Below are 12,203 nucleotides of genomic sequence, written 5' to 3' on the forward strand. Positions count from 1 at the left end.
AATCCCCGGTTTCGGAGGGACGGAACGGATCTCAATCGTCGGCCCCCAGATCCGACAGCCAGACCCGTCGGAACCTCGGCACCGAGGCGAAGCCGACGGACTCGGTCATCGCGAATTCAGGCACGAACCGTCGTGGGCGGATCGGTGACGCACGCTGCCAGTCGAGCTCGAACGCATCGGCGTAGTATCCGGCCACATCCACATTGTCGAAGATCAGCGAGGCGTCCCGGTTGAGGGTCACCCCGGGCTTGCTCCAGTTATGGCTCCCGATCAGGATCCGTTGTCCGTCCACGATCATCCCCTTGGTGTGGTGGTCCTCCATCCCCCGGAGCCGATTGGCGATATCCACGTCCTTCGACTTGAAATACCATGCGGTGTGGGTCGGTGAGGAGAAATCCTTGCTCCCCCTGACCCCCGATCGGAGGATGACCCGGGCATCGTCGAGCGTCTTCATTTTCGTCGTCAGGGCGTCGATCAGGTCGTCGATGAATCCTCGCCGGACGCGCGGATTTGACGGCATTCCGATGTACGGAATCTGAAAGAGCAGGCTTCGCCGGGCGGACCGGATCAGCTCCAACACGGCCTCCGAATAGACCGCCCCCTCGCGATCGGGCGTCATCAGCGGTCTGACGCGAATGCGACCGCGGATCGTCCGCGGCGGCTTGACCCGGCCCGGCGGCCGGCGTTCCAGCTCGACTTCCTCCTCCATGGGCGCCAGGACGAACGACTCGTCGAGCTGACTTTGGGGCAATTCCCGGCCGCCGAGTTCCTCCGACCGGAGGTAGTCCTGGACGATGTGGTTGCGGAATCGATCTGCCAGCGTGGAGTTGGTCACGACCACATGCCATTCGCGATTGCCCGGGAGGTCCTCGTCGGCTGCGTTGTCGCGCTGGTCCTGGGTCACGATCGGCTGACTCGAGTCGGGTTTCCAGTTTCCCGACGACAGCCAGAACTTGCCATCGTCCCGCACGGCGACCTTCGTGTGATACGACTTGGCCATCAGTCCGTTGCCCCCGCCCGGCGCGACGATGCGGTGGAAGTGGAATCGATCCGCCCATTCCTCGAACACGGCGACCCGGTCGAATTCGCCCTCGCCGCCGTCAAACCGCGAGAACGTCCGGTAGTCCAGCACCAGCCGGAGCTTCGTCCCCGCCTCGAGCCGAGCCTGGATCGCGTCCTTGATGTGGGTGGCGTGGAACTCGAACATCGAGGCGGTCAGCCCGTCGCCGGTGCCGTCGAGGAACTCCTCGAGCTTCTCCCAGGAGTACTCGGGGCCGACGTGCAGGATCAGCTCCATCTCCTCCTCGATCGGATCGAACGAGAACTCTGGGCCGGTCCGGGCGTCGTCGTCGTAGGCGATTTCCTCGACGGCCTCCTGGGCGGGGAGTGCCTCGACCTGCTCGGCCACATCGGCCGGGAAGTAGTGGACCGGCACGCCCAGCACCCGGGACGGGCCGGCCCCTCGCGCGGCGGCGAGCCGGTCGGGGCGGACGGACGCGGCCACGAACGGGCGATCGCCGATCCGCCCATCGACGTCCTCGAAGCCGACGCGGGCCGCCACGACGTCCGCCGGCCGCGAGGCCCAGAACGCCCGGACCGCCTCCTCGGTCTGCGCCACCGTCGGGATCGACGGCTCGTCGCCCGTCGCCGGAAGCCCAGCCGTCGCCGGAGTCCCCGCCCCGAGGACGACCGGCGTCCCCAACGAAAGGGTCAGCGTCAGCGGGATCATGACGCCGACAGCGCCCGGCGGCGTCCCGGCCAGGACCACCGGCGCTCGGTCGGGGGGCGGTGCGGCGGGGGGCGGAATCTCGCGGATGTCCGGCGGTTGCCGCCACCGCTCGCGGCGGATGTATTCCGAGAGCGTCGTGGCCCGGACCGCATAGTTGGCCTCCTGGTACAACCCGGCGAAGTGGAGGCCGACGGCGTTCCCTTTCAGGTCGAGCACGACCGAGCCCGAGTTCCCGCCGAGCGTCGTGCAGTCGTGCTCCATCGCCCCGCCCCGCGTCCCCATGCCCAGCCCGGGGGCCGCCCGTTTGACGTCGAACTTGCCGCGATACAATCGCTCCATCAGCGCCTGATCGGGGATGACCCGACGACTCGCCCGCGCCGGGAAGCCGACGACGCAGACCGGCACATCCACGCCGGCATCGGTGGCGGCGATCGGGATGAACCGCGGCGTGCCGTCGGCGGCCCGCCGCGCCACCCGGAGGAAGGCGATGTCGTTTGGGCCCGACTCGGGCTCGATGTAGAGCACTTCCTGGATCGCGAGGACCTCCTCGGGCCGCGGCGGTGGGTCGTCATACTCGTGGGAGTAGCACCAGGACGCCTGGATTGGCTGCCCCGCGATGCGCGAGCTGAAGGCGAACCTCCGCCCGTCCCAGAGCGCGATCAGCGAGGCCACATGGCGGTTGGTGACCACGATATCCTCGGCCACGAACCATGCGGTGCCGACGAAGTCGGTACCGGGGAAGTTGACGACGTCGATCCGCCCGACCAGCGGCAGCACGGGCGCCAGCCTGTTCGACGCCGCGTCGAGCTGCCGGACCAGGTCGACGGCCTCGGGGCCGAGCGCCGCGACCTCGGCCGTGTCGAACGACCTACCTCGGACGAACAGGACGGGCCTCTCGTCGTTGACGATCGTCTCCAGGACCCGCTCCCGGGCGCGGCGCCGACCGTCCCGAGTGGTCGATTCGGCCTGGGCAGTTTTCGGGGCGAGGGACCTCTGGTACTGGTCCCGGAGCTCCGGTCGTCGGGCGATCAGGCGGTTGACGAAATCCTCGTTGTGGGCGGCACGCTGGGAGGCACGGCGGTCATGGTCCACGGTCGAATCCTCCGGCGCAGGCGGGTTTCACGACACGGGTTGCAACCTGATGACGGCAAGCCGTTCGGCGGCCGTGCGGAGCCGCGCCGGGGTGGCGGGGTCTCCCGCGAGTTCCGTCAGCCGCTTGCGGCACCGGGCAAGTTTCTCCTCGGCGACGCGAAGGGCGACCCGGGGCTCGTGCGGCAGCGGGACCAATCGGCCGAGCGTGAAAGACGGCCCGGCCGTGGCCATTCCGTACTCGGGCCCGGCGGGCATCACCGCCAGAGCCTCTCCCAGGGGCTTGATCACGGTCGTCATCAACTGGAGCGAGGCGGACGAGAACGCCCGCAGGACCGGCACGTCGCCGGTCGCGCTGTCGAAGACGTACTGGAGGAGTCGGAGCATCAGCGAATAGACCGAATCGAAGGCGGCGACGGCCCCAGCGGTGAGCGGATCCGTCACGAGCCGCGCGTTCGGCGCCCCGAGATGGGCCTGCCGCCATACGGTCGGGTTGCCGACGCAGGGCCGCACCGGATCGAAGGCGGCATCGTTCTGCTCGGCCCGCAGCGATTCCTCCAAATACTCGCGGCGGATCCGCCGGAAGATGGCATAGTGGCTGTCCGGGGCGTCCGGCCCGCAACCTTCCCCCTGCGTGACGATCGTCTCGATCGCCTCGCAGGCGGATTTTTGCCCCACCACCCGAATCAGGTCGGGAAAGTCCATGAGCTCCGGCCCGACCTGGTGTGCCGGGTTGCCGATGAAGAGCTCGGCCTCGGGACGGGCGAGGATGCCGGCCTGTATGGTCCGATACAACTCGCCGACCGATCGGAAGTCCCGGGCGGGGTCGTGCGGTGCCGTCGGCAGCGGCGGCAAGTGGGGATTGGTCGGCCGCTCGAAGTCGAGGAACCGATCCAGGGTCGTCAGGCTGAACGGCAGCGCCTCGAGCGGCAGGTGCAGCGGGTAATAGTCGGACGACTGCGGGAAATTGGGCCGCCCGTACCACGGCACGCCTCCGATGGCCGCTTGCAGATTCCAAGCGCTGGCCAGGTGGAGCATCTCCTCGGCGGCGACTTGGTGGATCTGGGCCGCCCACAGCCGCACCTTCTGCTGCTGGTCCCACGTCATTCCCCCCTCGGCCAGGTCCTGCTTCAGCGAGAACGCGGCGTAGAGGTAGGCGCAGGCGAGTCCGTGCTCGAGCTCGCACGCCTCGCTGAGCAGCAGCAACAATTCGGATCGATCCGGGGGGGCGGAGCGCATGGGGTCACACGGATGTCAGATGGAGGTCGGCGGCGATCGCTCGCAGGCTACGGACCGTCAACGCGGCGGCCGTGAGTGTCGGGTTCGCCGTCCCGCTGGTCGGGAAGACGGCCGAGCCGAGGACGAACAAATTGGGGTGGTCATGGCAACGGCCGTAGGAATCGACGACCGAGTCGGACGGGTCGGCCCCCATCCGGCACGTGCCGATGATGTGCCCGGCCCCGCTGAACACATCCCCCTTGGGGAGGAAGTCGATACCCGTCCCCCCGATGTGCCTGAAGATCCGCTTGCAGACCTTCCTCGCCGCGTCAAACGCCGCCCGATTGTACGGGCTGAGGGCGAACGTCAGGGCCGGACGCGGGATTTCAAGGACATCCCTCTTGCTGCTCAACTCGACCCGATTGGCCGAGTCCGGCAGCATCTCGGTCGAGAAGCTGAACCGAATCATCCGGGTGAACATGTTGCGCACCTCGTCCCTGAGGCCGCGGCCGTGTAGTTTGCGGTCCCGGACCAGGTCGAGCAGTCGTTCGTCGGGAGGGGCGTTGCGTCCCCAGCCGTCGTTCCCCAGGGACAACCGAAACGCGGCGTGCCGGCGACGGAACGTGCCGTCGCGGAATCGATCGATCCCGGACGTCGTCGGCGGGCCGCGGAACGGGTAGACCGGCTGGGGAGCGTAGCAGAAGACCGACCCCTGGAGATGGTCCATCAGGTTCCGACCGACCTCGCCGCTGGTCGTGGCCAGTCCGGACAGCAGGAGGATCTTGGCCGACTCGATGGTGTGGGCGGCCATGACGACGAGCCGGCCGCGTGCCGACCCTGGCTGTACAGTCCGACCGTCCCACCGGAGGTAGTGGACCTCGCCGACTTCGGCCGACCCGTCGACCCGGTCGATCCGGGTCACGACCGCCCGGTCGCGCAGCTCGGCTCCGGCCTTGATCGCCTTGGCCACGTGGACCGTGGCGTCGTATTTCGCTTGGATCGGGCAGATGGGCACGCAGATGGAGTTGCCGGCGCACGCCGGCCGACCGTCGTAAGTGCGGGCGTTGCGGGCCTGCGGCGTGGACATCAACCGCACGGGCTTGCCGTCGATCCGCAGGCCGATCAACCGCTCGGCGACGACCCGGTCTCCGTACGACGGCCAGATCCGCGACATGGGGAATGGCCGGCTCCGGTGGCCGAGTTCGGGGGAGTTCCACTCGTCGTGGTCGCCGGCAACTCCGATCCACTCCTCCGCCGTGCAGTAGTCCTCCTCCAGGTCGGCGTAACGGATGGGCCAGTTGCGGCCAACCCGGTAGCGGTCGTGCAGCTCGAAGTCGGCCGGCAAGAACCGCGGCATGTTGCCCAGGAAATGCCAGGTCGACCCGCCGGCCCTCCGCACATACGTGCTCTGGAACCTGACCGTCCCGCGTTGGTCGTAATACGCCCCGTCTGACGTGCCGGCGTGGTTGTCCTCGGTCGGGGCGAAACGTTCGACGTCGGGATCGGCATACGGCGAGCCCGTCTGCCTGGGCAGCGCGGCGGCGAACCGCCCGACCATCGCCGTGCGATCCGAGTCCGCCGGGCCGGCCTCCAGCATGAGGACGCGGGCCCCCGCTCGCGCCAGCCGCCAGGCGGCGATCGCGCCACATACGCCGGCACCGATGACAACGACATCATGGGTCACTGCCGGATCATTCATGATCGCTCAGTTGTCGGGGGGATAGGTCCAGTGTCCGAAGTAGCCGCCCGAGAGCCCCGGCGGATGGGCGCTGATGACGTCCCAGAAAAGGCCCGAGAAGTAGTGCTCGGGGCGACCGCCCGCCGGCCGCTGCCCGCGAATCTCGCCGAGATACCAGAGCAGGATGACGACCTGAGCCGTCTGCTGGAACCGGGGGACATTCATGATCCGGGCCGTGATGGCGGCGCCGGCGCCGCCCTCTGCGGCCACGATGGCGTCGAATTCGTCGAGCAGGTCCGGCAGGTTCGCCCCCTCCGGCGCGGCCTCGATGCGTCCGAGGTATTCCTCAGCCAGGGCCCGGTCCAGCGGTGCGAACCCGGTGAGTGCCTCGGACAGGCAGAGGAACCGATCCACTGGCGTCATACCAGGATGTCCGCTTCAGGGATCCCCAGGCGATCGATCGCCGTGGCCACCGAGTTGTAATTCTCGTGCCGGATCGGGCCCAGCCCCACGACAGCCCCCCAGAAAATATCGAGCGCCTGCTTGATCTCTTCCCGGCCCGCGATGGTCAGCATCGCCCGGGTGATCGCCTCGCGAAGATGGGGTTCAAGGTTGACGGCGACCGGGTCGCTGTGGATGAAGACGCGGTCGAGCCTCGCCAGCTTCTGCCCCGCGTCCGCGTAACCGGGTTGCCGTGCCAGATCCACGATCACACCGTCGTGTCCGGCCCCGATGTCCACCTCTCGGGAATACACGGCCCGGGCAACGCCATCATGTCCGCCGCAGTAGCGCACCATCCGGAACCGGGTGAACGGATGCAACCCGTGGTCCAGCAGCAAGGCCGCCGGCACCAGGAAATTCGCCGTGGAGAACGGATCGCCGAAACCGATCGTCGGCCGCTGGGCGAGTGCGCCTGTGCACCGATTCTTGAGGTCGTGGATGGTTCGGATCCCGCTGTCCGTGTGCGTGTAAATCTGGGCGAAATAGCGATCGCCCGGCTTGCCGTCGATGACCCGCAGGGCGACCGCGGCGGGAAGGACGTTCGGATTGCGGCGATGAGCATAGACGTAGGCGGAGGGCTTAATCAGGCCGATCTCACATCCCCCGTCCGCGATCATCGCAGTCTGCTCGCGCACCGAGACGACGTTCAGGACGTCGATCGTCGCGCCTTCGACCGTGTTTGCCAGCTCCACCGCCAGCGCCGAGGCGAACGTCTCGACCGCATCGCGGACCTCCTTCGGTGTCCGGTGCTGGGTGATGTCAGGGTAGTAGCTCAGGCGGAGTTTCATCCCCTAGCTCCCAAGAGACTGGCCGAAACCCTCAAGTTCCCCTCAGTGTCCGATAGACCCAATATCGGGTTGGCGAATCGAGCCTGCCATGAACTGCCCGAACGGTTGACGCCGTCGTGGGTGTACGACCAGAGACTGGGAACCCAATCCGGTACGCCGACGGCTGCCGCGCTCCCGCTGATTCATACCGTTTCGCGCTCCTGGGGAGCGAAGAGCTTTTCCTTGCACGTGTGGACATAGTACATCTACCCGAGGTCACATCCATGATCAAGAAGTCTCTCACTCGGATCCGCGACTATCGCGGTTTTCCAAGGAAGAGCCCCGAGATGCTTGGAAGGGTCTCCGTTCCGATGGGGACTCATCGCCTCCGCCTCGTTGGTCTCCTCGGCTGGCAGCTCGGGCAGAAGTAGGTCGGCCGGCCGATCAGCCCCGCGATCCGCGTCTTGACGATCGGATCCCCGCACGTGCGGCACGGTTCCCCGCCCCGCCCGTAGGCGGAGTTGATCGCGAGGAATCCCCCCTCCAGGCCCAGGACGGTCCGGTAGCCGGCGTCGAAGCTCGAGCCCTCCGCCTCGATGGCGATGGCCAGGATCCGGCCGATCGCCGCGTGGATCCGCCCGGACTCCTCCCGCGTCAGCCCCGACGAGACACGCTCGGGGTGAATGCCCGACGCATGGAGCACCTCGTCCGCGTAGATGTTGCCGATCCCCGCCAGCACCTTCTGATCCATGAGCGTCGGCTTGATCGCCCGTCGCGTCTTCTTGAGGCGAGCCGCCAGATCCTCGGCGGCGATCTCCAGGGCATCGGGACCATGCGACTGCGCGAAGGCCCGCTCGGCCTCCGCCTCCTCGGCGAACCAGTGGATCCGGCCCAGCCGCCTCGCGTCGCAATACCGGACGATCTCCCCGGCATTCGCCAGGCGGATCGAGAGGCGGACGTGTTCAGGTCGGGCCGGCTCCGCGAGCCAAAACCCTCCAGTCATCCGGGGCTGGATGACGATCATCCCCCGGTGATCGGCGAGGACAATCACCACCCACTTGCCCCGGCGCCCCACGCTCGCGACGACCGCATTGCGCCCCTGCCGCCGCAACTCCCGGGCATCGCAGCCGCGGAGCATCGACGGATCGTGGACGTCGATGCGCGCGATTCGACGGCCTTCCAGGGCCGGGCGCAGGCCGCGGACCATCGTCTCTACCTCCGGCAGCTCAGGCATCGCTCGTCCTTCCGACCACGCGCGGATGATCCTCCCGATCCCTCATTCTAGACACCGACAGCGCCATCCGACAGGATCACCATATTCAGTCAACTTCTTCCAAAATCTCTCACGGAGCATGATGGTTCTTGACAACTCATGAAATCCGCTGAAGAATTGTGGGAGTTCGTGCGAGGTTGAAGGTCAATCCGGAGTTCTCATGCTCGTCGAGACGCGTCGTCGTCGCCTGCTGGACCTGGTCACCCGTCAGGGTTCCGCGACCCTGGAGGAACTGGTCCAGGCGTTGCGCGTCTCCGAGAGCACCGTGCGGCGGGACCTCGAGGCGCTCGATGGGGCGGGTTCGGTGAAGCGGACCCACGGGGGCGCGGTCTACGCCGGCGAGGTCCGCGCCATGCCGGCGCTCGAGGATCGGAGCTTCACGGCCGTGGCCGAGAAGCGGGCGATCGGGCGGGCGACGGCCGCCCTCATCGAGGATGAGGACAGCGTCCTGCTCGACGGCGGCACGACGACCCTGGAGGTGGCCCGGGCGCTCCTGGGACGGAGGGTCCAGGTGGTGACCAACAGCCTGCCGATCGCGCAGCTCCTGGCCTCCAGCCAGCAGACCGATCTGATCCTCATCGGCGGCTATATCTATCCGCGGACGGGGGTGGCACTCGGGCCGCTGGCGATCGCGACGATGGAAGGCATCCGGGTCCGCCGGGCGATCCTGGGCGCGGGGGGGATCGTCGCCGACGGCGTGTACAACTCCAACCTGCTCCTGGTCGAGACCGAGCGGCAGATGATGGCCTGCGGGCAGGAGGTCATCATCGTCGCCGACTACACCAAATTCGGCCGCATGGCCCTGTCTCGGCTCTGCGGGCTGGGCGAGATCCATCGGCTGGTCACGGACCGGGCCATCCCGGACGCGTCCCGGGAGGCCGTCGAGGCCGCCGGGGTGAAGGTCGAGGTTGCCGTGCCGGAGGGGACCGTCGCCATCAACGGGACGGCGGTCGCCGGCCCCCATCGCACCAAGAAGGCGAGGACCGAGGAATGAGCGCGACGTTGAGCCGCGACCGGGTCGAGGACCTGGTCCGATCGATCATCCTCAAGCAGCTCAACGGGCAGGCCCCCGCCGGCGCCAACGACCAGGCACGGCCCGCGGCCCCGCCGCCGAAGCTCGTCGTGAACATCTCGGCGCGGCATTGCCACCTGACCCAGGAAGACGTGGACGTGCTCTTCGGCAAGGGCTATCAGCTCACGCCGATGAAGACCCTCTATCAGGCCACCGACTTCGCCTCCAATGAGACCGTGGCCGTGGTCGGCACCCGCCAGCGGATGATCCCCGGGGTCCGGATCCTCGGCCCCTGCCGCAAGTTCAGCCAGGTGGAACTGTCCTTCACGGATTCCATCAGCCTGGGGCTCGACATCCCGGTTCGGCTGTCGGGCGACATCGAGGGGACGCCGGGCTGCCTCCTGATCGGGCCCAAGGGCTCGCTGATGATGAAGCAGGGGGTCATCCGGGCCGAGCGTCACGTCCACATGGGGCCGAAGGACGCCGAGTATTACGGCGTGAAACACCTCGACCGCATGAACATGCGGGTGGAGAGCCCCTGCCCGTCCACGCTCGAGGGGCTCCTCGTGCGGACCCACCCGGACTGGAAGCTCGAGGTTCACATCGACACCGACGAGGCCAATGCCTGCGACCTGGCGCACGCGACCAACGTGATCCTGACGAAGGCGTGACGGCTGACGGCGACATCGACAGCGATCGGAGTAGACGACAGATGACTTCAAACCGCGGAAGGAGGGCCTGACGTGGCCTCATCATCACTCGAAGCACTCGGCATGATCGAGACGAAGGGCTTCGTCGCCCTCGTGGAAGCCAGCGACGCCATGCTCAAGGCGGCCAACGTCGAGCTCGTCGGCTGGGACAAGGTCGGCAGCGGACTCGTGACCGCCTTCGTGGCGGGCGACGTGGCCGCGGTCAAGGCGGCCGTGGACGCGGGCGCCGCGGCGGCCAGCCGGATCGGCGAGGTCGTCTCCGTCCAGGTCATCCCCCGCCCGCACGAGGACCTCGGCGGCGTCCTCACCTTCGCCAAGGCCAAGGCGGCGGCCACCACCAGCGACGGCGCCAAGAAGAGGGGGAGCTGAGCCCATGACCACGCTCCAACGCCCGACTTCCGGCATCCCCGGGCTCAACATCGGCGACGCCGTGGGCCTGATCGAGACCAAGGGGCTGGTCAGCATGATCGAGGCCACCGACGCCATGCTCAAGGCCGCCAACGTGCAACTGGCCGGCCGCGTCCAGGTCGGCGGCGGGTTCGTGACGACGATCGTCCGGGGCGACGTCGGCAGCATCCGCGCGGCCGTCGAGGCCGGCGCCGAGGCCGCCACCCGCGTCGGCGAGCTCGTCAGCGCCCACGTCATCCCGCGGCCGGACGAGAGCGTCCTGGCCGCCTTCTTGGGCTGATCCCTCACGCACTCCACAGGAGCAGTCCACGATGAACGGGAACGCGCTGGGCCTGATCGAGACCATGGGCCTGGTCGGCCTGATCAGTGCCGTCGATGCCATGCTCAAGGCGGCGACCGTCCAGGTCGCCAGCTCCGTCATCAAGCTCGACGGCGGCGTCGTGAGCGTGATGGTCCGGGGCGACGTCAGCAGCGTCCGCGCGGCCGTCGAGGCCGGCGCCGAGGCGGCGTCCAAGATCGGCGAGCTGCGGGCCGCGCACGTCATTCCGCGTCCGGACGCCGTCGTCGTCTCGCAGTTCGCAGGAGGCTGATGGTGAAGGTCCTCATCGCCAACCTCGGATCCACGAGCTTCAAGTATCGCCTGTTCGACCTCTCCGACCCGGCCGAGCCGGTGCTGGCCCGCGGCGGGATCGAGCGGATCGGTTCCCCGTCCGCCCGCGTCGTCGTCAAGACGGCGAGGGGCGAGCGGGAATCCGCGCAGCTCGTGAAGGACCACGGCGACGCCGTGCAGCTCTGCCTGGAGCAGTTGACCGACCCGGAGATCGGCGTCCTCGCCGATGCCTCCGAGGTGACGGCCATCGGCTTCAAGGCCGTGCACGCCCGCAACCTGACCGGCGTGCACCTCGTCGACGACGCGGTGCTGGAGGCGATGGAGGCCTTCGCCGACGTGGCCCCCGCCCACAATCCCCCCTACACGAAGGCCATGCGGATGCTCCGGGACCGGTTCCCGAAGCTCCCGCTGGTGGCGGCCTTCGAAACCGGGTTCCACCGGACCATCCCCGAGGCGCGCCAACGCTACGCCATCCCGGACGCCTGGGCGACCGAGCTGGGCGTGCGGAAATGGGGCTTCCACGGGGCCAGCCACCGCTACATCTCCTGGCGCGTGCCCGAGCTGCTGGGGGGCCGGAAGGACCTCAAGATCATCTCCTGCCACCTGGGCGGCAGCTCCTCGCTCGCCGCCATCGACGGCGGCAAGTCGGTCGCGTGCAGCCTGGGCATGAGCCCGCAATCGGGCCTGCCGCACAACAACCGCGTCGGCGAGTTCGACGTCTTCGCGCTGCCCCCCCTGCTCCGTGAGACCGGCAAGAGCCTCGAGGAGATCCTCGACGTCCTGGCCAACCACTCGGGCCTCCACGGCCTCTGCGAGGCCCGCGACCTGCGGGACATCGAGGCGGCCGCGGCCGGCGGCGACCCCCGCGCGGAGCTTGCCATCGGCGTCTTCGTCGACTCGATACGCCACTACCTGGGCGCCTTCATGGTCGCCCTGGGGGGCGTGGACGTGATCGCCTTCACCGGCGGCATCGGCGAGAACTCCTCGCGAATCCGCGAGGAAGTCTGCCGCGGCCTGGGCTGGTTCGGCATCGAGCTCGATCCGAGCCTGAACGCATCCGGAGACGCCGAGCGGAAGGTCTCCGCCTCGAGCTCCCGCGTCCAGGTCTGGACCGTCCCCACCAACGAGGAGCTGGTCGTCGCCCGCCAGAGCCGTGCCCTGCTCGACTCCGGCAGGACGTCCATGGATTGAAGCCCCGGCCCGATCGA

General features: G+C 68.3%; 12 protein-coding genes. 6 read left to right on the forward strand and 6 right to left on the reverse strand.

Annotation, left to right across the window (positions count from 1 at the left end; genetic code table 11):
- Positions 1-31 precede the first annotated feature (31 nt).
- The 6 genes from G6O54_RS13880 to mutM all read right to left on the reverse strand — a co-directional run bounded on the left by G6O54_RS13880 (position 32) and on the right by mutM (position 8,216).
- A complete protein-coding gene (locus G6O54_RS13880) occupies positions 32-2,821 on the reverse strand; it encodes a phospholipase D-like domain-containing protein (protein ID WP_165226241.1) in 2,790 nt (929 codons plus the stop codon).
- Positions 2,822-2,848: 27 nt separating this feature from the next.
- Positions 2,849-4,027 carry a ferritin-like domain-containing protein gene (locus tag G6O54_RS13885; protein ID WP_165226242.1) on the reverse strand — a complete coding sequence of 393 codons (1,179 nt, stop codon included), beginning with the start codon at positions 4,025-4,027 and terminating at the stop codon, positions 2,849-2,851.
- A 34-nt stretch (positions 4,028-4,061) separates the two neighbouring features.
- Positions 4,062-5,735: a GMC family oxidoreductase gene (locus G6O54_RS13890; protein WP_165226243.1), complete on the reverse strand. Its 1,674-nt coding sequence runs from the start codon at positions 5,733-5,735 to the stop codon at positions 4,062-4,064.
- A gap of 6 nt (positions 5,736-5,741) precedes the next feature.
- Positions 5,742-6,137 carry a sugar dehydrogenase complex small subunit gene (locus tag G6O54_RS13895; RefSeq protein ID WP_165226244.1) on the reverse strand — a complete coding sequence of 132 codons (396 nt, stop codon included), beginning with the start codon at positions 6,135-6,137 and terminating at the stop codon, positions 5,742-5,744.
- Positions 6,134-7,003, reverse strand: coding sequence for a phosphate/phosphite/phosphonate ABC transporter substrate-binding protein (locus G6O54_RS13900; RefSeq protein WP_165226245.1), 870 nt, complete (start codon positions 7,001-7,003; stop codon positions 6,134-6,136). Before G6O54_RS13900 ends, G6O54_RS13895 begins: the two co-directional genes overlap by 4 nt.
- A gap of 358 nt (positions 7,004-7,361) precedes the next feature.
- A complete protein-coding gene (mutM, locus tag G6O54_RS13905; RefSeq protein WP_165226246.1) occupies positions 7,362-8,216 on the reverse strand; it encodes a DNA-formamidopyrimidine glycosylase in 855 nt (284 codons plus the stop codon).
- Positions 8,217-8,415: 199 nt separating this feature from the next.
- Between mutM and G6O54_RS13910 the strand changes: the two genes are divergently transcribed.
- The 6 genes from G6O54_RS13910 to G6O54_RS13935 all read left to right on the forward strand — a co-directional run bounded on the left by G6O54_RS13910 (position 8,416) and on the right by G6O54_RS13935 (position 12,186).
- Positions 8,416-9,249 (forward strand): DeoR/GlpR family DNA-binding transcription regulator, encoded by an 834-nt coding sequence (locus G6O54_RS13910; protein ID WP_165226247.1) that lies wholly within the window; start codon positions 8,416-8,418, stop codon positions 9,247-9,249.
- Positions 9,246-9,938, forward strand: coding sequence for a PduL/EutD family phosphate acyltransferase (locus tag G6O54_RS13915; RefSeq protein ID WP_165226248.1), 693 nt, complete (start codon positions 9,246-9,248; stop codon positions 9,936-9,938). Before G6O54_RS13910 ends, G6O54_RS13915 begins: the two co-directional genes overlap by 4 nt.
- Before the next feature lie 102 nt (positions 9,939-10,040).
- Positions 10,041-10,346, forward strand: coding sequence for a BMC domain-containing protein (locus tag G6O54_RS13920; RefSeq protein ID WP_165226281.1), 306 nt, complete (start codon positions 10,041-10,043; stop codon positions 10,344-10,346).
- Positions 10,347-10,350: 4 nt separating this feature from the next.
- Positions 10,351-10,665, forward strand: coding sequence for a BMC domain-containing protein (locus G6O54_RS13925; protein WP_165226249.1), 315 nt, complete (start codon positions 10,351-10,353; stop codon positions 10,663-10,665).
- Positions 10,666-10,696: 31 nt separating this feature from the next.
- On the forward strand, positions 10,697-10,975 hold the full coding sequence (locus tag G6O54_RS13930; protein WP_165226250.1) for a BMC domain-containing protein: 279 nt from the start codon (positions 10,697-10,699) through the stop codon (positions 10,973-10,975).
- 2 nt (positions 10,976-10,977) lie between these two features.
- Positions 10,978-12,186, forward strand: coding sequence for an acetate/propionate family kinase (locus G6O54_RS13935; RefSeq protein WP_165226282.1), 1,209 nt, complete (start codon positions 10,978-10,980; stop codon positions 12,184-12,186).
- Positions 12,187-12,203: the final 17 nt, after the last annotated feature.

This window comes from Aquisphaera insulae (genome assembly GCF_011064615.1).
In the GTDB taxonomy this organism is placed as follows: domain Bacteria; phylum Planctomycetota; class Planctomycetia; order Isosphaerales; family Isosphaeraceae; genus Aquisphaera; species Aquisphaera insulae.

Bases quoted from the DNA above. Each gene is read 5' to 3' on its own strand.
- G6O54_RS13925 (WP_165226249.1), top strand. From the start codon at position 10,351: ATGACCACGCTCCAACGCCCGACTTCCGGCATCCCCGGGCTCAACATC.
- G6O54_RS13900 (WP_165226245.1), bottom strand. From the start codon at position 7,003: ATGAAACTCCGCCTGAGCTACTACCCTGACATCACCCAGCACCGGACA.
- G6O54_RS13890 (WP_165226243.1), bottom strand. From the start codon at position 5,735: ATGAATGATCCGGCAGTGACCCATGATGTCGTTGTCATCGGTGCCGGC.
- G6O54_RS13920 (WP_165226281.1), top strand. From the start codon at position 10,041: ATGATCGAGACGAAGGGCTTCGTCGCCCTCGTGGAAGCCAGCGACGCC.
- G6O54_RS13930 (WP_165226250.1), top strand. From the start codon at position 10,697: ATGAACGGGAACGCGCTGGGCCTGATCGAGACCATGGGCCTGGTCGGC.
- mutM (WP_165226246.1), bottom strand. From the start codon at position 8,216: ATGCCTGAGCTGCCGGAGGTAGAGACGATGGTCCGCGGCCTGCGCCCG.
- G6O54_RS13915 (WP_165226248.1), top strand. From the start codon at position 9,246: ATGAGCGCGACGTTGAGCCGCGACCGGGTCGAGGACCTGGTCCGATCG.
- G6O54_RS13895 (WP_165226244.1), bottom strand. From the start codon at position 6,137: ATGACGCCAGTGGATCGGTTCCTCTGCCTGTCCGAGGCACTCACCGGG.
- G6O54_RS13910 (WP_165226247.1), top strand. From the start codon at position 8,416: ATGCTCGTCGAGACGCGTCGTCGTCGCCTGCTGGACCTGGTCACCCGT.